At 61.2% G+C, this 22,832-nt stretch carries 24 protein-coding genes; 4 read left to right on the top strand and 20 right to left on the bottom strand.

Annotated features, from left to right (window positions below):
• Position 1: 1 nt before the first annotated feature.
• The 8 genes from FD715_RS17690 to FD715_RS17655 form a co-directional block, all read right to left on the bottom strand.
• Entirely contained in the window at positions 2 to 1,552 is a 1,551-nt protein-coding gene (locus tag FD715_RS17690; RefSeq protein WP_147112921.1) for a trimethylamine methyltransferase family protein, read from the bottom strand.
• Positions 1,549 to 3,027 carry an aldehyde dehydrogenase gene (locus tag FD715_RS17685; RefSeq protein ID WP_147112918.1) on the bottom strand — a complete coding sequence of 493 codons (1,479 nt, stop codon included), beginning with the start codon at positions 3,025 to 3,027 and terminating at the stop codon, positions 1,549 to 1,551. The genes FD715_RS17690 and FD715_RS17685 overlap by 4 nt, the downstream gene beginning before the upstream one ends.
• Positions 3,024 to 3,932 carry a dihydrodipicolinate synthase family protein gene (locus FD715_RS17680; RefSeq protein ID WP_147112915.1) on the bottom strand — a complete coding sequence of 303 codons (909 nt, stop codon included), beginning with the start codon at positions 3,930 to 3,932 and terminating at the stop codon, positions 3,024 to 3,026. Before FD715_RS17680 ends, FD715_RS17685 begins: the two co-directional genes overlap by 4 nt.
• Positions 3,922 to 4,626, bottom strand: a complete 705-nt coding sequence (locus FD715_RS17675; RefSeq protein WP_147112912.1) for a GntR family transcriptional regulator — start codon at positions 4,624 to 4,626, stop codon at positions 3,922 to 3,924. The genes FD715_RS17680 and FD715_RS17675 overlap by 11 nt, the downstream gene beginning before the upstream one ends.
• A 171-nt stretch (positions 4,627 to 4,797) precedes the next feature.
• Positions 4,798 to 6,168, bottom strand: a complete 1,371-nt coding sequence (locus FD715_RS17670) for a glutamate--cysteine ligase (RefSeq protein WP_147112909.1) — start codon at positions 6,166 to 6,168, stop codon at positions 4,798 to 4,800.
• A 121-nt stretch (positions 6,169 to 6,289) separates the two neighbouring features.
• Positions 6,290 to 6,823, bottom strand: coding sequence for a hypothetical protein (locus FD715_RS17665; RefSeq protein ID WP_370455418.1), 534 nt, complete (start codon positions 6,821 to 6,823; stop codon positions 6,290 to 6,292).
• Positions 6,823 to 7,692 carry a GNAT family N-acetyltransferase gene (locus FD715_RS17660; protein ID WP_147112903.1) on the bottom strand — a complete coding sequence of 290 codons (870 nt, stop codon included), beginning with the start codon at positions 7,690 to 7,692 and terminating at the stop codon, positions 6,823 to 6,825. The genes FD715_RS17665 and FD715_RS17660 overlap by 1 nt, the downstream gene beginning before the upstream one ends.
• The gene (locus tag FD715_RS17655; protein WP_147112900.1) at positions 7,692 to 8,414 is read right to left on the bottom strand and encodes a 16S rRNA (uracil(1498)-N(3))-methyltransferase; all 723 of its coding nucleotides are present in this window, start codon (positions 8,412 to 8,414) and stop codon (positions 7,692 to 7,694) included. Before FD715_RS17655 ends, FD715_RS17660 begins: the two co-directional genes overlap by 1 nt.
• Positions 8,415 to 8,426: 12 nt before the next feature.
• Between FD715_RS17655 and ubiA the strand changes: the two genes are divergently transcribed.
• The 3 genes from ubiA to FD715_RS17640 all read left to right on the top strand — a co-directional run bounded on the left by ubiA (position 8,427) and on the right by FD715_RS17640 (position 11,689).
• Entirely contained in the window at positions 8,427 to 9,389 is a 963-nt protein-coding gene (gene ubiA, locus FD715_RS17650) for a 4-hydroxybenzoate octaprenyltransferase (protein ID WP_147112898.1), read from the top strand.
• Positions 9,390 to 9,459: 70 nt separating this feature from the next.
• A complete protein-coding gene (locus FD715_RS17645) occupies positions 9,460 to 11,358 on the top strand; it encodes an OmpA family protein (RefSeq protein ID WP_147112977.1) in 1,899 nt (632 codons plus the stop codon).
• A gap of 4 nt (positions 11,359 to 11,362) precedes the next feature.
• Positions 11,363 to 11,689 (top strand): hypothetical protein, encoded by a 327-nt coding sequence (locus FD715_RS17640; protein ID WP_147112895.1) that lies wholly within the window; start codon positions 11,363 to 11,365, stop codon positions 11,687 to 11,689.
• Between the two features lie 168 nt (positions 11,690 to 11,857).
• Here the strand turns inward: FD715_RS17640 and FD715_RS17635 are convergent, their stop codons facing one another.
• The 11 genes from FD715_RS17635 to FD715_RS17590 form a co-directional block, all read right to left on the bottom strand.
• A complete protein-coding gene (locus FD715_RS17635; RefSeq protein WP_147112892.1) occupies positions 11,858 to 12,298 on the bottom strand; it encodes a molybdenum cofactor biosynthesis protein MoaE in 441 nt (146 codons plus the stop codon).
• A gap of 4 nt (positions 12,299 to 12,302) precedes the next feature.
• Positions 12,303 to 12,548 (bottom strand): molybdopterin converting factor subunit 1, encoded by a 246-nt coding sequence (gene moaD, locus FD715_RS17630; RefSeq protein WP_147112889.1) that lies wholly within the window; start codon positions 12,546 to 12,548, stop codon positions 12,303 to 12,305.
• A 5-nt stretch (positions 12,549 to 12,553) separates the two neighbouring features.
• On the bottom strand, positions 12,554 to 13,213 hold the full coding sequence (pgsA, locus tag FD715_RS17625) for a CDP-diacylglycerol--glycerol-3-phosphate 3-phosphatidyltransferase (RefSeq protein WP_147112886.1): 660 nt from the start codon (positions 13,211 to 13,213) through the stop codon (positions 12,554 to 12,556).
• Positions 13,214 to 13,270: 57 nt separating this feature from the next.
• A complete protein-coding gene (gene uvrC / locus FD715_RS17620) occupies positions 13,271 to 15,157 on the bottom strand; it encodes an excinuclease ABC subunit UvrC (RefSeq protein WP_147112883.1) in 1,887 nt (628 codons plus the stop codon).
• Positions 15,158 to 15,446: 289 nt separating this feature from the next.
• Positions 15,447 to 16,226 carry an SDR family oxidoreductase gene (locus FD715_RS17615; protein WP_147112881.1) on the bottom strand — a complete coding sequence of 260 codons (780 nt, stop codon included), beginning with the start codon at positions 16,224 to 16,226 and terminating at the stop codon, positions 15,447 to 15,449.
• 23 nt (positions 16,227 to 16,249) lie between these two features.
• Positions 16,250 to 17,200, bottom strand: coding sequence for a calcium/sodium antiporter (locus FD715_RS17610; RefSeq protein ID WP_147112973.1), 951 nt, complete (start codon positions 17,198 to 17,200; stop codon positions 16,250 to 16,252).
• Between the two features lie 11 nt (positions 17,201 to 17,211).
• Positions 17,212 to 17,376, bottom strand: a complete 165-nt coding sequence (locus tag FD715_RS22560) for a hypothetical protein (RefSeq protein ID WP_189799534.1) — start codon at positions 17,374 to 17,376, stop codon at positions 17,212 to 17,214.
• A gap of 3 nt (positions 17,377 to 17,379) precedes the next feature.
• Positions 17,380 to 18,177: a S49 family peptidase gene (locus FD715_RS17605; RefSeq protein WP_147112877.1), complete on the bottom strand. Its 798-nt coding sequence runs from the start codon at positions 18,175 to 18,177 to the stop codon at positions 17,380 to 17,382.
• Between the two features lie 69 nt (positions 18,178 to 18,246).
• Positions 18,247 to 19,008, bottom strand: coding sequence for an ABC transporter permease (locus FD715_RS17600; protein WP_147112874.1), 762 nt, complete (start codon positions 19,006 to 19,008; stop codon positions 18,247 to 18,249).
• Positions 19,005 to 19,940 carry an ABC transporter ATP-binding protein gene (locus FD715_RS17595; RefSeq protein WP_147112871.1) on the bottom strand — a complete coding sequence of 312 codons (936 nt, stop codon included), beginning with the start codon at positions 19,938 to 19,940 and terminating at the stop codon, positions 19,005 to 19,007. Before FD715_RS17595 ends, FD715_RS17600 begins: the two co-directional genes overlap by 4 nt.
• Before the next feature lie 89 nt (positions 19,941 to 20,029).
• A complete protein-coding gene (locus FD715_RS17590; RefSeq protein ID WP_147112867.1) occupies positions 20,030 to 20,548 on the bottom strand; it encodes a CoxG family protein in 519 nt (172 codons plus the stop codon).
• A gap of 103 nt (positions 20,549 to 20,651) precedes the next feature.
• On the opposite strand from FD715_RS17590, the gene FD715_RS17585 reads away from it, so the two are divergent.
• Entirely contained in the window at positions 20,652 to 21,635 is a 984-nt protein-coding gene (locus FD715_RS17585) for a DMT family transporter (protein ID WP_147112863.1), read from the top strand.
• A 218-nt stretch (positions 21,636 to 21,853) separates the two neighbouring features.
• Here the strand turns inward: FD715_RS17585 and FD715_RS17580 are convergent, their stop codons facing one another.
• Entirely contained in the window at positions 21,854 to 22,819 is a 966-nt protein-coding gene (locus FD715_RS17580; RefSeq protein WP_147112860.1) for an NADPH:quinone oxidoreductase family protein, read from the bottom strand.
• Positions 22,820 to 22,832: the final 13 nt, after the last annotated feature.

Genomic DNA, 22,832 nt, shown 5'->3' with positions numbered 1-22,832 from the left:
GTCAGTGATCCTGGTTCAGCGCATCGACGGCAGGAATTTCGCGTTCACGGCGGGCAATATAGTCGCGCAGGGTCTCGTCCACGGCGGCGTCGAGCTTGGGCTCTTCGTATTCGTTCAACAAGTCGCGGGCACGTGTCAGCGCGCGTTCGTTGATTTCAACCCCGCCTTCGGCTTGCCATTGCTCAATCGAGTTGTTGTCGAACATCTCGGGCATGAAAAATGCCCGTTGGAAGTTTTCCAACGTGTGGGGATGGCCAAGGTAGTGCCCTCCGGGGCCGATATCCCGCACAGCCTGCAGGGCGTCGTCAAAGTCGTCCCAGTTCACGCCGGACATCATGCGATGGCCCATGGCGCATTGTTCAGCGTCCACCACGAACTTGGCCATCGAACAGTGCATGCCCGCCTCGTTCCAGCCCGCCGAATGCCAGATGTAGTTTGCCCCCGACATCAGGACAGCCATGAGAGTCGAGGCGCTCTCGTATCCGGCCTGCGCGTCAAAGGTCTTGGCCCCGCCAAGCGTGTTCGATGTGCGCCACGGCACGTCATAGTACCGCGCCATCTGGCCGATCATCATGTTCATAAGGCCGATTTCCGGTGTCCCAGCCATGGGCGCCCCGGACTTCATCGACACCGTCGACAGGTAGTGACCGTAGATCGCGGGCGTCCCCTTATTGATCACCTGCGTGTAGGCCAGCGCGCTCAGCGCCTCCGCATTGAGTTGCGCAACGGACGGGGCCACGCCCGCAGGCGTGTTCGCCCCGCCCAGCACAAAGGGCGAGCACAGCACCGGCTGTCGGTAGCGGGCAAAGGCGCGCATCGCGCCCAACATCGTCTCATCCCAGACAAGCGGCGAGTTGCCGTTGCAATTGCCGGTCACGACCGGGTTTTGCAGCATGAAGTCGCGGCCGAACAGGATTGCGCACATCTCCATCACGTCTTCGGCGTTTTTGGGGCTGGTGGTCATGCCCATGAACGTCTTGTCGGAGTGTTTCATCGACGAATAGGTGATGCGCAGATGTCTGTGGCTGATCGGATGATCATAGGGTTCGACGATGTGGTGCGCCGTCGAATGCATCGCGGGCAGCATGTGGCTGAGCTTGTGAAAGTCGGCCAGATCCTTGAGCGTGGGATTGCGGCGCACATCGTCGAGATCGCGCAGATAGGGCGCGCCGGTCATAGGCACAAAGATCGCGTGATCGTTGCCAAAGGGCAGGTTGTTCGCCGGGTTCCGCGCCACATAGGTAAAGTTGGAGGGGATCGACGCGATCAGGTCGCGGACAAGGCCACGGTCCAGATGCACCGTTTCGCCGCGCACATCCGCCCCGGCCTGCTTCCAGTCTGCGAGCGCGATGGGATCGCGAAACATCACGCCCACATCTTCAAGAATCCCCATGGAGGCATCGTCAATCCGGGCAATCTGCTCCGCGTCCATCGGCTCAACCAGCGGCAGGCCGCGTTTCAGGGCGGGCAACATGGTGATGTCGCGGCTTTGCCTTATCGCTTTGCGCGCCCCGCGTCCCCGGCGGATGCGTCCAACGGCGTCAACACTCATCCGACATTGTCCCCTTCGCTGGGATCGGTCAGGTCGATCCAGATGGTCTTGAGTTCGGTGAACTGATCATGGGCATGGACCCCGTTGTCCCGCCCGCCAAAACCGGACTGTTTGTAGCCGCCAAAAGGTGTCGAGATATCACCTTCGCCGTAACAGTTGACGGTCACCGTGCCTGCCGCGATGTCCCGGGCCGCCCGGATGGCGCGCCGGGTGTTGGCGGTGAACACGCTAGCGGCAAGGCCGTAGTCCGTATCGTTGGCCACCGCGATGGCCTCGTCATTGCTGGCCACTTCGATCACGCAAAGGACCGGGCCAAAGATTTCGTCGTGCGCGCGTGTGTCCTTGGCATCGACATCAATGACGCGGGGCGCGACAAAGGGGCCGTAGCATCTGTCGGTTTCATCCAGATAACTGCGTACCTTTTGACAATGCTCCGCGTCGATCAGCGCACCAATGTGGTTGCCGGGATCCAGCGGATCACCCACCTTCCAATCGCGCAGACGGGCGTCGATGCACTCCATCAAGGGCGCTTTGACATCCTTGTGGACGATCAGCCGCGAGGTGGCAGAGCAGTTCTGGCCCGCATTCCAGAAGGCTGCGTTGACCACATGTTCGGCCACATGATCCAGGTTTTCGGCATCGTCAAAGACCACCGCCGGGTTCTTACCGCCGCACTCCAACATAATCTTCTTCAGGTTGCTGTCAGCGGCGTAGCGCAGGAAGCGCTTGCCCGTCTCGGTCGAGCCGGTGAAGCTCACCATGTCCACATCCATGTGCCGCCCAAGCGGCTCGCCCACCGATGGTCCATCACCGGGCAGCACCTGCAGGACACCGCGCGGCACGCCTGCCTGATGCGCCAATTCCGCGACCCGCAGCGCGGTCATAGACGTCTGCTCCGCCGGTTTCACGATCACCGAACAGCCTGCTGCCAGCGCCGGGCCAATCTTCCACGCCAGCATCATCAGGGGAAAGTTCCAGGGCAGCACGGCAGCAACCACGCCAATGGGTTCGCGCACGATGATCGACAGCGCATCGTCACCCGACGGCCCCGTCTGGTCATAGATCTTGTCCACCGCTTCGGCGTGCCATTTGATGCAGTGGATAGTTTCCGGTACGTCGATCATCTCGCAATCACGGATCGGCTTTCCACTTTCGAGGCTTTCCATAACCGCCAGTTCGCGGCGATTGCGGGTGATCAGCTTGCACAGGCGGATCAGCACATCCTTACGGTTCGACGGGTGCCGTTTCGACCAGTGCCCCTGCGCGAACGCCTCGCGCGCTTTTTGCGCGGCCAGATCGACGTCACCAGCGTTGCAGCCGGATATCTGGGCCAACTGCTGCCCCGTCGCGGGATTGATGGAGGCAAAGGACTTGCCCGATCCCGCGCGGTATTTGCCGTCGATGAAGGCGGTAGCCGGAAAATCCATGTCTTCGGCCAGTGCCACGTATTCGGCGTGGGTCAGCAGGTCGCTCATATCGGCTCTCCGGTGATGGTGGACACTGTGGCGTTCATGGTGCGGATCACCTCGGTCAGCTGCCGCTTGTCATCCTTGTTCAGGGGGTGCAGCGGCTTGCGCGGCGGGCCCGCGTCGATGCCGCGCAGGGTCAGGCCATACTTGATGCACTGAACGAACTTGCCGCCCTGTTCCAGGACGCGCATCAAAGGCAGCATCGCCGACATGATCGCGCGGCCCTTGGTGAAATCGCCCTCGACCGCGCAAGCGGTATAAAGCGCGATATGCGCCTCTGGCGCGAAGTTCGATCCGGCACAGACCCAGGACCGCGCGCCCCAGGCAAAGAATTCCAGCGCCTGATCATCCATCCCGCAACTCAGCGCGATATGCGGGTAGTCCCGTGCAAGCATGTGCAACCGGTTGATATCGCCAGAGCTTTCCTTGATCGCGCAGAAGTTTGGGGAGCGGCCAAGCCGGTCCAGCGTGTCCTCGTCCATGTTCACGGACATGCGGCCGGGATAGTTGTAAAGCATCACGGGCAGGTTCGCCGCACGGTCGATGGCAAGCGCATGCAGCGCAATCTCGCGCCCCGTGGGATAAGCGTAGGGCGGGGTCGCAACGAGCAGCGCGTCGGCCCCAGCCGCCTTGGCCGCAGTGGCAAAACGCACGCTGTCCTCGGTCCGGATCGCGCCAGTGCCCACCACCATGGGCACCCGGCCACCGATCAGTTCGGCGCACCGGTTCATCATCCAGATGCGCTCGTCTTCGGTCTGGGCATAGTATTCGCCGGTCGAACCCGCGACGATGATCCCATGCACGCCCGCCGCGATCAGGTGTTCGATAGTCTGCGCCAGCGCCGCCTCATTACAGGAAAAGTCGTCGAAAAACGGGGTGACGACAGGCGTGTAGATACCCTCAAAGCGCATTGCGGCGCTCTTTCATAGACAGAACATCCAGCGGCAGCGGGTCCGGCCGCACGAACTTTTCCAACTGGTCGCGCGACAGATCCCAATGCTGCAGGGTCAGATCGGTGGCGAGGTTCGGCTCCTGCGCCTCGATGGCCGAGATCATCGCATCGTGCTGCTCGATCGCCTTGGTGACGCGCGTCTTGTCAGCTTCGGATTGCGGTGCAAAAAACGTCTGGCCCAAACGCGTGTGGTCGATCAGCATCCGCCTGAGCCCGGCCAGAAGATACGGGTTCCGCGCCATGTCCCCGATCTTTTCGTGAAAGGCGTGGTTGAGCAGACCGGCCGAAGCCGCATCGCCCGCGCGGGCTACGCCGATAAATTCGTGCTGTATGTCCTTGAGGTCGGCCACCTGCCGCGATGTCCGGTTTTCCGCCGCCTGCCGCGCGACCGAGCAATAGATCAGTGGTGCCGTCTGGAAGAATACGCGCATGGTCGCGAAGTCCATGGATTCCACCTTGGCCCCGCGGTTTTCCTCAAGCCGGACAAAACCGCCACCGGCCAGACGCTGCAGCACCTCGCGCAGAGGTGTGCGCGAGATGCCGTACTCTTCTGCGAGCCGGGCTTCATCCAAATCACTGCCCGGTGCGATGTCTTGCGTCAGGATGCGCGCACGCAGGTCCTCTGCGCAGAACGATTTTTTGTGTTTTGCCACAATACTTCTCCAATACTTTTTGTATACAATTTGAATTTTCGACACGTCAACCACGAAAAACCCCGCCAAAGGCGGGGCTCAACAATCGTGCTTCAATACACCGCCAGGGTGATTACGGGCTGAAAAAGCCTTTGACGGGAGGGCCTCGGGTGGCTTCGGCCCCACCCCAGCCTAGTACGAATACTCGGCGAAAACGCGCGAGATGTCGCCCTGCCAATCCCCATTATAGTGATCCAGCAACTCATCTGCCGGGGTTTTCCCCGTCTCGACACTCTCTTGCAGCGCATTCAAGAAGTGAGTCTCATCCGGGATCATGCCACCCGCACCAGGCCGCGCCCGCGCAGCAAGACCGGCATGTGAAATCGCAACCGCCTCGCGCGCGAGGTCATGCATTCGAACCCCATTCACCTCGGCCTGCAGCCCGTCGACCGACGCAGCAGTACGCAGGCCATCGCGGGTTTCGGCGTCGAGCCCCTTGACCAGATCCCAGGCGGCATCCAGCGCGCCCTGATCATACATCAGCCCGACCCAGAACGCGGGCAGCGCACACAAACGCCGCCAAGGCCCGCCATCGGCCCCGCGCATTTCGATGAACTTCTTGACCCGCGCCTCGGGGAAGGCCGTGGTCAGGTGATCCGCCCAATCGCTCATCAGCGGCGTCTCGCCCGGCAACGCGGGCAGCTTACCCTGCAGGAAGTCGCGGAAGGACTGGCCCAGCGCGTCGATATACCTGCCATCGCGGTAGACGAAATACATCGGCACATCGAGCGCATAGTCCACCCAGCGTTCAAAGCCAAACCCATCGTCAAACACAAACGGCACCATGCCCGTGCGCGACGCATCGAGATCGCGCCAGACACGGCTGCGCCAGGATTTGTGCCCGTTGGGCTGACCCTCAAAGAACGGCGAGTTGGCAAATAGGGCAACCGCCACCGGCTGAAGGGCGATGGCGACACGCATCTTCTGGACCATGTCCGCCTCTGACCCGAAATCCAGATTGACCTGCACAGTGCAGGTCCGCCGCATCATCGTGCGGCCCATGGTGCCGACCTTGCCCATATAGGCGTCCATCAGCTTGTAACGCCCCTTGGGCATAAGGGGCATTTCCTCATGCGTCCAGATGGGCGCGGCACCCAGACCAATAAAGCCCACGCCAATCTCGTTCGCGATGTCCATCACTTCGCGCAGATGGCTATTCACCTCGTCGCAGGTCTCGTGGATCGTCTCAAGCGGTGCACCGGAAAGTTCCAACGCGCCACCGGGTTCCAGCGAGACATTGGCACCGTCCTTTTCCAACCCGATCAGCTTGCCGCCCTCGCGCAATTCTGACCAGTTGTGTCGGTCGCGCAGCGCCGACAAAACAGCTTCGATCGACCGGTCGCCTTCATAGGGCAGCGGCTTAAGAGTATCCCGGCAATAGCCAAACTTCTCGTGTTCCGTGCCGATGCGCCAGTCTGCCTTGGGCTTACACCCATCGGCGAGGTATTGCGCCAACTGATCGTGATGTTCGATGGGCCCGCCGCCGGATTGGGGTATGGACATGGGCGCGCTCCGCTTTTTGCCGTTCTGTCAGGGGTGCAAGCCTTGGTGCGAATTTGCGAAGGTGTCAATGCGCAGTGCCCGTGCACAGGGTCACGGAGATGTGCGCATTTATGCGCGGTCCCTATGCACGACTGCGCGGCTCCATCTGCGCAAGTGTCGGCGCGCTGCGTTCCCAAATCAGGACAGGCGTGTCTGCACCCGCATTCAGTTTTGCCAGCATCCGTTCGGTCCTGAGCCCCGGCAGCGCGGCGAAGGCGTCAAACAGCGAATCTGCCCCGTCCGCATCTACCGGGATCATAAGCGTCGGCTGTTGCGGCTGATCGAGCCGCCAATGGGCCGGACTTTGCGCCCCATCCAGGATCACGCGCTGCACCTCGCGCAAAGACACGGACCCGCCGGAGAGCGGACCAAAATAGATCACCTCACCCTCGACCACCTGCACGGTGCCCAAACCACCGCCCGCACCGCGAAACCGCTCGCGTTGCAGGCCCACCATGATCAGCGCCCCCGCGCCCACAAGCATGACCGGCGCAACATAGCCCAGCACGCCCCGCGCCTGCGCCAGCCACCACAGCGCCAGAATGGCGAGGGCGACACCCGCCAGCACTTCGCGCCAGCGCCACAGGGCGGCCTTGGCCTCGGGACGAAAAAACATCAGGTCGCTCCCTTGATCGTTGCGGGTGGCTCGAACAGCACCACTCGGTAGGCACCAATGCGCCGGAAGCCGATGCCTTCATAAGCGCGCGCAGCAGTGGCTGATGCGGCAAAGAGGATCGCACGGGTCACACCGCGCGCACGTGCCTCTGCCAGATGCGCGGCGACGACCCGGCGGCCATAGCCTTTGTTGCGCAAGGCGCGAGAGACAAAGACACCGCCCACCTGTACGATATCCGCAACCTGTGCGTTGAATGTCGTCATGGCAACAGGCTGTCCATCTCGTTCCGGAATTCGCGTGCCCGTACCGTCCAAAGCGCGTCTGGTCCGCGCCCGCGCCTCTGCCCACGCTGCCTCATCCGTCCCGGTCGAGCCTGTGTCGCGTCGGTAGTTGAAAAACCACGTCTCAAGCATCTCGGCATCATCTGCACGGGTCGCACGCAGAATGTCAAAAGGGCCTGCCAGATCGGCCAGATCAAGCGTGTAAAGCGGCTCATTCTCGACCAGGCTGGCGGGCGCATTGCTTAGCCCAAGCGCCGCTTGAACCTGCACAGCCTGTTCTGGCACGCCGGTCATGCCAAGCACGCTCCGACCCTGCCAATGTGCCCGCGCGGGTGCAATGTCGCCGTCATAAGGCATCTGCGCCATCAGATAGCCACTGTTGCTCAGCCCGAGAACGCCGCGCACGGCATCGCCGCGGTCTTGCACAAACATCTCGGTTGCGTGGCCATCAGCAGACGGCTCCAACCCATGTGCGGCGAGGTTCGATCGCAGAAACATCGAAGTGTCCGCGTAATCGGCCAGAAACGCCTCGATCCATGGTGCATCTGCGGGGTGCGCCAATCGTAAGGCGCAGGTGTCCTGCGCCATCACCAATCCCCCAGTCGCTGCTGCCAGACCGTCAGCGCCACCACCGCAGCCGTGTCCGCCCGCAGGATGCGCGGGCCAAGCTGGACGGCATGCGCCGTTTCCATCCTGTGCAATCTGACGCGTTCCTTGTCGGAAAACCCGCCTTCGGGCCCGATCAGGATCGCCCATGGGCCTGGGATGTCGGGTAAGGCAGAGGCATCCTCCGCCTCCGCGAGCGCCTCGTCACAGAACATCACCTGCCGGTCGCCCAGATCAGCGAGCGCCCGGTCAAGCCGCTGCATGTCGGCCACCTCCGGTACGTAAGTTCCACCGCATTGCTCTGCAGCCTCGACGGCGTGGGCCTGCAACCGGTCGCGCTGGATACGGCCCGCATTGGTAAACTCCGTCTGCACCGGCACAATCCGCCGCGCGCCCATCTCTGCCGCCTTTTCCACAATGAAATCCGTGCGCGCCTTCTTGATGGGCGCAAACAGCAGCCACAGGTCGGGCGGCATCTGCAAAGGCCGCGTCTGCGCCTCACACACAAGCGTCCCACCCCGCTTGCCCGCTTCGACCACCTCGGCCCGCCACTCGCCTTCCGTGCCATTGAACAACAGCACCGCCGCCCCCACCCACAACCGCATCACGCCAAAGAGATAATGCGCCTGCTCCCGCGACAGCGGAACCGATTGCCCCTGCCCCAAGGGCTGCTCTACATAAAGGCGTATCTTCGCGTCACTCATGGGCCCACACATATGACCAACTCGCAGCCATCACCAGAGGGTCAGGTCGCCGATGCCGTCACCGGCAACTGGGTCGACACGCTGGCGCCCGAGTGGACGCGGCCCTATCTCCGGCTCAGCCGCGCAGATCGATCCATCGGCACATGGCTCCTGCTCCTGCCCTGCTGGTGGGGCCTCGCCCTCGCCATACTGCACGACCAGTCGCCCCGGTGGGAGGACGCCTGGATCGCCATCGGCTGCGCGGCGGGCGCGTGGCTGATGCGCGGTGCGGGCTGTACGTGGAACGACATCACCGACCGTGACTTCGACGAACAGGTGGAACGCACACGCTCCCGCCCGATCCCTTCGGGTCAGGTGACCGTGCGCGGCGCAGTCATCTGGATGTGCCTCCAAGCACTGATCGCCTTCGCCATCCTGCTCACGTTCAACACAGCCGCCATCCTTCTGGGCATCCTCGCCCTCCTACCCGTGGCCGTCTACCCTTTCGCCAAGCGGTTCACGTGGTGGCCGCAAGTGTTCCTCGGCCTCGCCTTCAACTGGGGCGCGCTGCTGGCCTGGACGGCGCACACAGGCCAACTCGAAGCGCCAGCTATCGTGCTGTACCTCGCTGGCATCGCATGGACCCTGTTCTACGACACAATCTACGCCCACCAGGACACCGAGGATGACGCGCTGATCGGCGTGAAATCCACTGCGCGCCTCTTTGGCACCCAAACGCCCCAATGGCTCCGCCGCTTCCTGATGGCAACCGTGGGGCTGATGGGCATCGCCGTTATCTTTGCCGCCATTGACGAAGTCAACGTGCTGGCTCTAGTCATCGCCCTTGGCGGGCCATGGGCCATGGGCTGGCACATGGCGTGGCAGCTGCGCGGCCTCGACATCGAGGACCCTGCCAAATGCTTGCAACTCTTCCGCGCCAACCGCGATACTGGCGCGATCCCGCTGGTGTTTTTCTGCGCCGCACTGCTCGTGTGATTGAACCCGGGGGCCAAGCCGCGTACACCGTAGGCGCGCGCAAGACGCCCAAAAAACAGGTTTGCCGATGATGCGATTGTCATCCCTTCTGATCATAGTTGTCACGTTCTCGGTGGCCGCCGTGCTCGCCTTGATCACCGCCAACCTATCGGTACAGCTGATCGAGGAAAACTCGGAAATCGGTGTGCGCGACGCGCTCGATGACGAGGGGATGACCTGGGCCGAGGTCGAAGCCGACGGCTTGAAGGTGACACTCGCGGGCATTGCGCCGACCGAAGCGGTGCGCTTTGCCGCCCTATCCACCGCAGGCAGTATCGTTGACGCCGCCCGCGTCATTGACGAGATGCAGGTGGAAGCTGCCGCCGCCATCGCACCCCCGCGCTTTTCGGCTGAACTGCTGCGCAACGATGCGGGCCTGTCGATCATCGGACTGATCCCGGCGGCCACGAACCGGACCGCTGTCATGGACCGGATTACCGCAATCGCGGGCGACACTCCCGTCACCGACCTGATCGAAGTGGCCGACTATCCGGCACCGGATGGATGGAGTGACGCCTTGGGCTTTGCTCTCGCGGCGATGGAGCGTCTGCCGCGCGCCAAGGTGTCGGTCGAGGCGGGCCGCGTGTCGATCCGCGCCATCACCGACAGCGCCGAAGAGAAAACCAATCTCGAAGCGCAGTTGAACCGCGCCGCCCCTCCGGGCCTGCGCGTGGCCCTCGACATCGCAGCGCCCCGGCCCGTCATCACCCCCTTCACTTTGCGGTTGGTAAAGGACGCGGCAGGCACACGGTTCGATGCCTGCTCGGCCGATACTGAAGCGGCCCGCACCCGGATCGTGAACGCCGCCACGGCTGCAGGCCTGACCGGACCGGGCACCTGCACCGTCGGCATGGGCGTGCCCAGCCCGAAATGGAGTGTTGCCGTGGAACAGGCCATCGGCGCGCTGGACACACTGGGCGCAGGGTCCGTGACATTCTCGGACGCGGACATCACCCTCATCGCGGCCGAAGGCACGCCGCAGGCCGACTTTGACCGTGTCGTGGGTGAACTGGAAAACGCCCTGCCCCCAGTCTTTGCGCTCTATGCCAAGCTGCCCGAAACCGTGGATCCCAACCAGGGCCCGCCCGAATTTGTGGCCACACTCAGCCCCGAAGGACTGGTACAGTTGCGTGGCCGTCTGTCCGACTCGAACCTGCGCGCGCTGGTCGACAGCTACGCCCAGGCCGCCTTTGGCACCAACAGCGTCTATGTGGCGACGCGGATTGTCGACGACCTGCCGGGGGATTGGCCGGTGCGGGTGCTCACAGGCCTCGAGTCACTCGCGCAGCTTTCCAACGGGGCCGTGACGGTCACGCCAGATGCGGTCACCATTTCAGGCAACACTGGCAATCCGAAGGCCAGCACGAATATCGCAACCCTGCTCGCCTCCAAACTGGGCGAGGCGGAAGAGTTCGACATCCGCGTCACCTACCAGGAAAAGCTGGACCCGGTGGCTGCCCTGCCCACCCCGGCGGAATGCGAGGCCGAGATTGCAGGCATCCTGTCAGCCTCGAAAATCACGTTCGAGCCGGGCAGCGCCACTATCGATGCCAGCGCGCTGGGGACGATGGATGACATCGCCGAAGTGCTGCGGATCTGCGGCGATATTCGGCTTGAGATTCAGGGCCACACCGACAGCCAAGGCCGGGAAGAGATGAACCTGAACCTCAGCCAGGCCCGCGCGCAGTCGGTGCTGAACGAATTGCGCGCGCGCCGGGTGCTGACCTCGACCTATTCCGCCAAGGGCTATGGCGAGGTCGACCCGATTGCCGAGAACGACACCGAAGAAGGCCGTGAAGCCAATCGGCGCATCGAATTCAAGCTGATCCGACCAACACCTTCAGCACCGGAAGGTGAAACAACGCTGGAATCCTTGGCCGGAAACGGCGATACAGAAGCCGCAACCGAGGACAGCGCCGAAGGACAATAGGACGATGAGCAGAGCTGAGTTTGTCATTGCGACAGCTATCATTCTCTTCATTGCGTTCTGCCTGGGCTGGTTTGCGAACTGGCTGATCCACCGCTTCACGCGTGTTGCCTCGGGCGATGTGGCCGAACTGGACCGGATGAGCCAGGAGCTGCACGAGGCCGAGGAAACCCGCGATCAGGCCATCACCTACCTGCAGCAGCGCGAGGCAGAGCTGACCAACCAGCTGGCCCAGACCGAAGCGGAACTGCGCGCTGCCATGGACGGGCTGCGCGATGCCCGTCACGAGACCGAAGAGCTGCGCGCCTGGATCGACCGCCAGCAAGCCAGCTGACGGCTGGGCGGATCAAGATCCGCCTTACGATCTGCACCCTTTCTTAACTATCGTTCCGTCCGCTAATCAGCAGTTCTGCAGCATAAGCTGTGCACAGGTTATGCACGCCTTGTGCACGGGATGTGTACCGGCAGATTCAGCAATTCAGCCATATAAACAAAGGGTAAATCACCACCGCGTCAGTGCGTCCTCATCCTCGTCCCGCGCCGCCACCCAATCGGCTCCGTCCGCAGTGACCTCACGCTTCCAAAACGGCGCCCGCGACTTGAGGTAGTCCATCAGGAACTCCGCCGCCTCAAACGCATCCTTGCGGTGGCGGGCGGCGGTCGCCACCATCATAATCATCTCACCCACCTCAAGCCGCCCATGCCGGTGGATGACAAGTGCATCTTCCAGCGACCATCGGGTCTTGGCTTCGGCCGCGATGTCGGTCAGCGCGCTTTCGGTCATGCCCGGATAATGCTCGATTTCCATCGCCTGCAGCCCGCCATCGACGTCCCGCACGATGCCGGTAAAGGTTACAACAGCGCCCGAAACAGCGCGCCCTTCAGCAAACGCGGCAGCCTCCACACCAAAGTCGAATGGGGCCTCCTGAACGACGACGCGCATCCGCCTAACCGCCTGTCATGGGAGGGAAAAACGCCACTTCCCGCGCTCCAGACAGGGACGCGTCAAAGTCTGTCAGTTGCTGATCCACAGCCACGCGTAACGCGCTGATGTCAGCAAAGGCGGCTGCATAACGCTCTTCCTTGCCGCGCAACTCCTCGACCAGGTCCATGACCGTACCGGCCTGCGTCTCGACTGCCTCGCGCGGGATGCCGATCCTTTCACGGACCCAGGCGAAATAGAGCACGTCCATATCAGTTACCCTTTCAAGTACGGCATGGCCTTACGGAAGTAATCCCATCCGCTGATAAAGGTAAGGGCAGCCGCAATCCACAGCAACCAAAGGCCTATACGCCCCGACCAGTCGGCCCCGGCGAGCTTCCACCAAAGACCCATATGATCGGGTTCTTCACCGTTCAGGATGGCGTTCACCATTGCCTCATCCATGCCCCAGATCGACATGCCGAAGTAGTGCTCGAACACGCCTTGGGAGAACAGAACCGCAATGGCGATCATCTGCAAAGTGGTCTTCCACTTCGCAATATTTGTGACCTTCAAGGTCCCAGCGGTATCCCCCAGAAACTCCCGCAGACCCGACACGAAAACCTCCCGAAACAGGATCATCGTGGCGGGCAGAACGAGCCATGGGGACCAGCTGGAAAACCCGATGATCACCATCAACGCAATCACCACCATTGCCTTGTCCGCAATGGGATCGAGCATGGTGCCAAGCTTTGTCTGCTGACCCCAGGCGCGGGCGAGGTAGCCGTCAAACCAGTCGGTGATGGCGGCACCCACGAACAGGATGACGGCGAGGATGTCCGCCCACGGCCGCGTGAAGTAAAGGAACATCACGGCGACAAGTGGGGCAGCGATCAGGCGCAGCGTCGTCAGGATGTTCGGTATCGTCCAAATCATGCGCAATCTCTAGCCTGTCCCGCGCTGGTCCGGAAGGGGGCGCAAGGCGCATGCGCCTTACTGGTCGTGAAAGAAGTCATAGACCTTCTGCGCAAGCCCCTCGGACACCCCATCGACCGCCTTTAGATCCGCGAGGTTGGCCCGGGCAACAGCCTTAGCTGATCCGAAATGCGCCAGCAGCGCGCGCTTGCGCGACGCCCCCACGCCGGGGATGTCATCCAGCGGGTTTTTCATGTTGGACTTGGCCCGCTTGGCCCGGTGTGTCCCGATGGCAAATCGGTGCGCCTCGTCCCGCATGCGCTGCACGAAATAGAGCACCGGATCGTTGTGGCGCAGGGCAAAGGGACGCTTGCCCGTGCGGTGAAACTCTTCCTTACCCGCATCGCGGTCGACGCCTTTGGCAACACCGACCATAGGGATATCCTCGACCCCGTGCTCGCGCATGATCTCGGCCACGGCAGATACCTGCCCTGCCCCGCCGTCGATCAAGAGCAGGTCCGGCCACATGCCCTTTTGACGGTCAGGATCCTCGGACAGCAGCCGTTTGAAACGGCGATGCAGCACTTCCTTCATCATACCGAAGTCGTCACCGGGGGTCAGGTCATCGCCCTTGATATTGAACTTGCGGTAGCTGTTTTTCATGAACCCGTCCGGGCCCGCGACGATCATAGCGCCCACAGCATTGGTGCCCTGAATGTGCGAGTTATCATAGACTTCGATCCGCTCGGGGGCTTCCGGCAACTCAAAGGCCTCCGCCACACCGCGCAACAGCTTCGCCTGCGTCGCACTCTCGGCCATCTTACGTGCCAAGCTTTCGCGCGCATTGCGCAGAGCGCTGTCGACCAGCTCCGCCTTCTCGCCGCGCTTGGGCACCAGCAACTCAACCTTGCGGCCCAGCTTCTGGCTCAGCGCCTCGCCCATCAGGTCGGGGTTCTCGATCTCGTTCGACAGGATCAACTGCCGCGGCGGTTCCTTGGTGTCGTAGAACTGGCCCAAGAACGCCTCCAGCACCTCGGCGGCGTCCACATCCGCCCCAACACGCGGGTAAAAGTCGCGGTTGCCCCAGTTCTGGTTGGCGCGGATGAAAAAGACCTGCACGCAGGCCTGTCCCTGTTCCATATGCAGGGCGACTATATCCGCCTCGGTCACGCTGCGCGGGTTGATTCCCTGCGCAGTCTGCACCTGCGTCATGGCGCGTATACGGTCGCGTAGGGCCGCAGCCCGCTCGAACTCCATGTCTTCGGAGGCTTCCTGCATCTGCCCAGCCAACTTGGCCTGGATGTCGGTCGACTTACCGGTCAGGAATCGCTCCGCATCCTTAACCGACTGCGCATAGTCCGCTTCGGAAATCAGCCCTACGCAAGGGCCGGAGCACCGCTTGATCTGGTACAGCAGGCAAGGCCGCGTGCGGCTGTCGAACATGGAATCGGTGCAGTTACGAAGGAGAAAGACTTTCTGGAGTTGATTAAGCGTGCGGTTCACGGCGCCCGCACTGGCAAACGGCCCGTAATAGGCCCCCTTTTGTTTCTTGGCACCGCGGTGCTTTTTGATCTGGGGATAGGGGTGATCGCCGGTCACCAGAATGTTTGGAAAGGATTTGTCGTCACGCAGCAGGACATTGAACTTGGGCTTAAGCTGCTTGATCAGGTTCTGTTCCAGCAACAGCGCCTCGGTTTCCGTCCGGGTGGTGAGGAACATCATCGACGCGGTCATCGAAATCATGCGGGCGATCCGCGGGCTGTGCCCGGATGGCCGCGCGTAATTCGACACCCGCGCACGCAGATTGCGGGCCTTGCCCACGTAAAGCACGCGGCTTTCGCGGTCGAGCATGCGGTACACACCGGGTGAGCTGTCCAGTGTCTTCAGGTATCCCTGAATGACGTCGTGCCCGACAGGCACGCGCTGCTCAATCTGAGGCTGTTCTGAAGGGTCCTGGTTCGCCATGCGATTCGTGCCATTTCACCTGTTTTGGCTGCACTGATTTGAACACGTGTTCAAGCGATCATACATCCACGAAAGCTGTGGATAAGTGTGCGGGTAACTTCTGGGCGTCGGGAATTTTCTGTTGTTTTTTGGGCGCTTCCTGATTTTGCCTACTTTTTAAGCAAGCGATTAAGATCTTGATTTTGCTGCATATTTTGTTTGGTATCGAACAAGTCACTGAAAACACACGCGTTTTGGTAACAGAATTGTAACGAACATTAACGCGGTGCAAAACTCACCCTACGTCACCTCATTCAACGCCAATCACATCGGGTGTTTCCCAGGCCAGATGCTGCCCGCCATCCACGCAGAGCAATTGTCCCGTCACGCCCGGAGCGTCGAGAAAATAGCACAAGGCACCGACAATATCTGATGGGTTTGAACCGCGGCCCAGAACAGTCGCCGCCCGTTGCTTGGCGAAATGCTCTGTGCTTTGGCGCCCCCCCTGCAGGGTTGGGCCCGGACCGATGGCATTGACCCGGATCGCAGGTGTCAGGGCCTGCGCGCTGGTTTGAGTCAGCGCCCAAAGGCCCATCTTGGCCAGCGTATAGGTCATGAATTCCGGCGTCAGCTTGCGCACGCGCTGATCGATCATATTCACGATCAGGCCTGGCGCGAGCGGTTCGTTCATGTCGTCCTGCGCCGCTTCCAGTCCTTGCGCCGCCATCGCTTGCGTCAGCACAAAGGGCGCGCGCAGGTTGCTTTCTATATGCCGGTCCCAACTGGTGCGCGTCGCAGTTTCGACGGTGTCGTATTCAAAGATGGAGGCGTTGTTGATCAGGCAGGTGATCGGGCCGCTCAGCGCCTCAACCGCTTTGCCGAACAGGGCTTGTGTATCCCCTTCATCCGTCAGGTCCGCCTGAAGCGCAACGGCGCGCTTGCCCGCCTTCTCGATCTGCGCAACCGTCTCGCGCGCGCCGACATCCGAGCTGGCGTAATGCACCGCCACGTCATAGCCCCGCCCGGCCAGATAAACAGCCATCGCCCGGCCCAAACGGTGTCCCGCCCCTGTCACAAGTGCGCGTGTCATCGCACCCTCCCCTTTTGTTATTGTTAGCTCAGTACGACAGCCAGATAGGTCAGATAGAGGGCGGTCAAGATCACGCCCCACAAACGCGTAATATCACGGCGCATGTATACAAATGGCAGCAGCAGAAGAGACGCGCCGAGCATGACCCAAAGATCGAACCGAAGGAACGAGGGATCAACCGGGATGGGTCCGACAAAGCTGGCGACGCCGATGATGGCCAGCAGGTTGAACATGTTCGACCCGATCACGTTGCCCAAGGCGACGTCGGCCTGACGGCGCAACGCGGCCATCACGGTTGTGGCCAGTTCCGGCAGCGATGTCCCCACAGCAACAAGCGTCAGGCCAATAACCGTGTCGCTGACGCCATACATCTTGGCGATGATCGTGGCATTATCGACCAGCAGATCCGCGCCCAAAGGCAGGCCGATCAGACCCAGTATGAGGAAGATCGCGATGCGCCACCCTGGCAGGTCGGGGTCCACGCCCTCTATGTCTTCCTCTTCTTCATCGGCACCGGGATTTACCGCGCGATGCCCTTTGGCCTCGCGCGCGGCATCCCACAATACGAGGCTAAGCCCGAACAGCAAGACGACCGCAGCAATCCAGTCAAAAACTCCGCGAAACGCCAGCGCGATAAACAGGATCGACGCCGCGATCATGAAATTGAAGGTTTTCTTCGTCTCGCATTCGGACGTGTGCATTGTGGCCAGCAGGGCCGGAATGCCCAACACAAGAAGGATATTGGCGGTGTTTGACCCAACGACGTTGCCGATGGCGATGCCCGGCGCGTCGTCCAGAACCGCCTGGATCGCGATCAACAACTCGGGGGCGGATGTGCCGAAGGCGACAATTGTCAGGCTGACGATCAGCGCTGGCACCCCCAACCTCAAAGACAGGTTCACGGCGCCCTTGACCAGCGAGTCGCCCGCCAGCAGCAAGATCAACAGGCCCAGACCGCTGAGCAGCCACGGCATTGCGGCAGCCATCAGGTGCCACCCCGCCCACAGGAACACTTGCCCTTGCCGATCCTATAGCGACCGCAGGCACATTTGGCGGAGGAAAAACGCTTGCCGCCGATCCAGTGCAATTTGCCGAACACAGCGAGCACCGCGATGAAAGCGAGGAACAGCAGGACAATTTTGGACAACATGGATTACAGTCCAAACCGCGCGTAAGCTGCGCGCTCTTCAATTGTGGTCACCGCGTCGTCGAGCAACTGCGCCCCCAGTCGAGAGAAGAACGGCTTTTTCACGCCGTAGCGGCGGAACTGCACCTTTTCGCCGAACCGGTCCTGCATCATCGGTTTGAGATGCCCGATACCATCGATCAGGCCAAGCGCCTTGGCCTTTTCGGCCAGCCACACTTCGCCAGTGAACAACTCGGTTTCCGTGTCGAGCTTGTCAGACCGCCGCGCCTGCACGTGGTCGATAAAGTTGGTGTGAATGTCCTCCAGAAGGCCCTTGAGCCGCTCCACATCCTCGGGCTTTTCCGGGCGAAACGGGTCCAGCATGCTTTTGGATTTGCCCGCGGTGTACACGCGCCGTTCGACCCCTTGCCGTGTCATCAGCTCATGCGCGCCGAAGCTGGCTGAGATCACGCCGATGGACCCCACGACGGAAGACGGATCCGCATAGATCTCGTCCGCTGCGGCTGCCAGCCAGTAGCCGCCGGATGCGGCAACATCTTCGACAAAGGCGATGACGGGCACATCCTTTTCCTCGGCCAGGCGCCGGATGCGGCTGCCGATCAGCGACGATTGGACAGGGCTGCCGCCGGGCGAGTTCACCTCTAGCGCGACAGCAGCAGGCTTGCCACGGCTGAATGCCTTGTCGATGGCGCTTGCCAAAGCACGGTCATTCAACGCGCCACGCGTGCCGCCTGCGATGACCCCTTGCAGTCGTACGATTGCGACTGTGGGGTCGGATTTCATGAAGGGGATCCAGCGTTTCATCCACGCCCATGTAGAATGCGGCCCCGCACAGAACAAGGCCACACGGCAAAGGAGTTTCAAGCCGTTACGTTATTGCCGAATGCGCCAGCCCGTCTTGAAAATCCACCAGACTGCGCCCAAGCACAGCGAGGTGAAGAGGCCGATGGCCAGAAGAGAGGTGACGATGGGTACGTCCTCGACCCCGAAGAAGGCCCAGCGAAAGCCTGAGATCAGATAGACCACCGGATTGAACATCGAGATCGTCTGCCAAACCGGTGGCAGCATGGAGATGGAGTAGAACGAGCCCCCCAGGAACACGAGGGGTGTCACGATCAGCAGAGGCACCAGTTGCAGCTGTTCAAAGTTGCCCGCCCAGATGCCTATGATAAAGCCGAAGAGGGCAAAACTGATGCAGGTCAGGATAAGGAAAGCGATCATGGCGGCCGGGTTCTGGATCTGGATGTCGACGAAGAAGAACGAGGTCACGAGGATGATGATCCCGATGAACAAGGCCTTTGTCGCTGCGGCCCCTACATAGCCCATGACGATCTCAAGGAAGTTCACTGGCGCCGACAAGAGTTCGTAAATTGTTCCGATGAATTTCGGGAAATAGATACCAAAGGAGGCGTTCGATATGCCCTGGGTCATCACCGTCAGCATGATGAGGCCGGGTACGATGAAAGCGCCGTAGCTGACCCCTTCGACCTCGTCGATACGGCTACCTATGGCAGCACCAAACACCACGAAGTAAAGCGACGTGGAGAGCACAGGCGAAATGAGCGATTGCGCTATTGTGCGAAAGAAACGCGCCATTTCAAAAAGATAGATGGCGCGGATGGCGGTCCAATTCATGCATTGCCCTCCGGCTGATTGACCAGCGAGACAAAAATGTCCTCTAGGCTGGATTGCCGTGTCACCACGTCCTTCAATTGCAGCCCGGCCTTTTGCACATCGTTCAGCAGCATGGTTATGCCCGTCCGTTCGGCATTGACATCGTAGCTGTAAACAAGCGTCCAGCCTTCGTCGCTCAGAGTCAGGTCATACGCGGCCAGCGCCTCTGGCACAGTGTCGATCTGAGTGGTCAATTGCACGTCGAGTTGCTTCTTGCCCATGCGCGCCATCAGCTTGTCCTTGTCCTCGACCAGCAGGATCTCTCCCTTGCTGATGACGCCCACGCGGTCGGCAATGGCCTCGGCCTCTTCGATGTAGTGGGTGGTGAGGATTGTGGTGACGCCATCGGCGCGTAACTGTTCAACAATCTCCCACATGTCCTTGCGCAGTTCCACGTCGACCCCCGCAGTTGGCTCGTCCAGAAACAGCACCCGTGGCTCATGCGCTAGCGCCTTGGCGATCAGCACGCGGCGTTTCATGCCACCGGACAACTCGCGAATCTGATTGTCGCGTTTGTCCCAGAGCGAAAGGCGTTTCAGGATGTCCTCAACAGCACTGTCCTTGCGCCCCTTGCCGAAGAGACCGCGGGAAAAGCGGACGGTATTAATCACCTTCTCGAAGGGCTCGAGCGCGATTTCCTGCGGAACGAGACCGATCAAGCGGCGCGCTTCGCGAAAGTCATTGAGCGTGTCGAACCCGGCTACAGTGACGGTGCCGGAGGTGGGCATCGTGATGCCGCAGACCGTTGAAATCAGAGTTGTTTTTCCAGCGCCGTTGGGACCGAGAAGCGCGATAATCTCGCCTTCTTCGATATCCAGGCTGACGCCTTTGAGCGCCTCAAAGCCACCCGCGTAGGATTTGCGCAGGTTCTGGATACTCAGGATCGTGGACATAAAGACTCCGGGCCGTTCACGGAAACGAGAGGTATGGCGCTTTTGGATTCATCACCAGCGCATGGATGCACAGGCGGATGTGCGAGGCGTCAATCCTTGGCCGTCAAACGACCGAGCCAACCTTTTTTGGGGGTCTCATCGGCCTCGGAGGCCTCTGCGGCTTGAGCGGGCCCTTCGAGCGTTTCCTGAAGGTTGGCAAAAAATTGGTCGGCCATCTTTTTGGCGAACCCGTCGATGATGCGGCTACCCAACTGCGCCAGCTTACCCCCTACTTTCGCCTCGACATCGTAGCTGAGTTCTGTGCCGCCATCTACCGGAGCCATGCGCACTTCGGCGCCGCCCTTGGCAAATCCAGCGGCACCGCCCTTACCTTCACCCGTGATGGTAAGGCTTTGATTCTCTGTCATTTCAGACAGCGTGACCTGCCCTTTGAACGTCGCCTTCACTGGCCCGACTTTTTGCGTCACGGATGCCTCGAACCCGTCTTCCGGGTTGCCAGTGACTTCTGTTGCGCCGGGCACGCAGGCCTTCAGCACGTCCGGGTTCAGAAGGGCGGCGTAGACCTCGGCTGGCGGAGCGGCGATCTGGCGGGTGTCGGACATTTGCATCGGCAGTCTCCCTTGGATTTGGTCCGTGATACCGCAGAGCCTGCAATTGCGCTATGCGCTATTCGCAAGTCAGCGGGTGATCGGCTGTGGTAGGGCTGACCCCATGGAGACGACACGTCAGAATATTGCCGGACTGGGCATCCTATTCGTGCTGATCGGGGTTGTCTGCATTTCCGTAAATGACATGCTGATCAAAAAGTTATCGGGCGATTACCCCCTGCATCAGATCGTCTTTGCGCGGGCGGGGAGCGGCATTCTGTTCACCTTGATCGTGGTGCAATACGAGGGCGGGTTCGGGATCTTGCGGACCGACACGCCCTGGCAACACGCGCTGCGAGGTATTCTGATCGTTATCGCGAATATGACGTTTTTCGTTGGCCTCGCGGTGCTGCCGTTGGCCGATGTGACGGCCCTATTCTTTGTCGCACCTTTGTTTATCACATTGTTATCTATACCAATTTTGGGCGAGCGCGTTGGCGTGCTGCGCCTGATAGCGGTGGCTGTTGGCTTTGTCGGCGTGGTTGTGATGCAGCGGCCGTGGGCCGATGCGGACAGCCTTGAGGTCAGCCGGTTTGTGCTGGCCCTGCCGGTGCTGGCAGCGCTGACTTATGCTTTAAATCAAATACTTACACGCAAGCTGGGGGTCGCGAGCAAGGCCAGTGCAATGGCGGTCTATATCCATGGCATGTTTATCCTCGTGTCGGTGGCCTTCTTCGTGGTGGCAGGCGATGGACGCTTTGCTGAAGGGGCGACAAACGGATCGGTGATCTTTCTGCTGCGAGCGTGGATCTGGCCGCAAGGCGCTGATTTATGGGTATTTTTGGGCCTCGGACTGAACTCAGCCATCGTTGTTTATTGCCTGAGCCAAGCCTACCGTATCGCTGATGCGGCAACCGTGGCCCCGTTTGAATATGTGGGCCTGCCTCTGGCCGTGTTCTGGGGCTGGGTCGTTTTTGGCGAATTGCCGACTTGGGAGGTGTGGGTTGGCATTTTGCTGATCCTGGGCGCGGGTCTGTTCGTGTTTTTGCGCGAGCGGCAGAAGGCGCCGATCGGAGGACAGAGGCCTGCGCCGGGGCGCAGGGGTTAACGGAGCGTACGGTGGGGGGATTTCGCGAAACTGCGAGTTTTCGGGGCCAAACTGCGTGTTTTGAGCGGGCGCAAACCCCGGTTTTTCGGCCCATTGTGGACAAACTGCACATTTTGGCCGGGAAATTGCGTGTTTTGAACAAGCGAACGGCGTTAACCATCCCTTCACTTATCCACAGCGTTAAGGTTTGCGCGCGGCCTTTAACTTTGGCTTAACCCTTAGCCGTCGACCTGGATCACGACCTTGCCCGTGGCCTTGCGCGTGCGCAGCAGGTCGAGACCGTCATTGGCGTCGGCCAGTGGCAGCACGTGGCTGACATGGGGTTTGAGCTGGCCTTCGGCATACCAGCCGAACAGCACCTCGAAACTGTCGGTCAGCACCTTGGGGTTCACCCGCATGTAGCCGCCCCAGTAGAAACCAAGGACGTGCAGATTTTTGACCAGCAGGTAGTTGGCGGGGATCTGCGGGACGGTGCCGGAGGCAAAGCCGAGGGGCAACAGCCGCGCCTCGGGATTGCAGGCGCGCAGGGCTGCGTCGAAGAGGTCGCCGCCGACGGGATCATAAACGACATCGGCGCCGCCCAGCGCCTTTACATCTGCCTTTAGGTCGCAGGTGTCGCTGTCGAGCAGGTGATCGGCCCCCGCCTTGGACGCAATTTTCAGCTTGTCGGCGCCGCGGGCGCAGGCGATGACCTCTGCCCCCATCAGCTTGCCCAATTCCACCGCCGTGAGGCCGACGCCGCCCGAAGCGCCGAGGACCAGCAGCCGCTCGCCGGGTTTCATATGCGCCTTGTAGTCGAGGGCCACGTGGCTGGTGCCGTAGGCGACGAGGAAGGCCGCAGCGTCCACTTCGGACATCTCGTCCGGGATGGGCACGCAGATATTGGCTGGCAGGGCAGCGTATTCACCAAGACCGCCGAAGCCTGCATAGGCCGCGATGCGCTGGCCGGGTTTCAGGTGGGTGACGTCTGTGCCGACCGCTTCGACGGTGCCGCACATCTCCATCCCGATGGTGGCGGGGAGTTGGGGTTTTTCCTGATAGGTGCCCTTGACGATCAGCGTGTCGCCGAAGTTGAGCCCGCAGGTGTGGATGCGCACCAGCACTTCGCCCGCCTTGGGGGTGGGCATGTCGATCTCGCGCAGTTCGAGAGGCTGCCCAAGGGCGGTGACTTGCATGGCGCGCATTCTGCTATCCCTC

It is taken from the genome of Tateyamaria sp. syn59 (genome assembly GCF_007995245.1).
Lineage (GTDB): Bacteria > Pseudomonadota > Alphaproteobacteria > Rhodobacterales > Rhodobacteraceae > Tateyamaria.
This window is presented reverse-complemented; position numbering and strand designations above follow the sequence as displayed.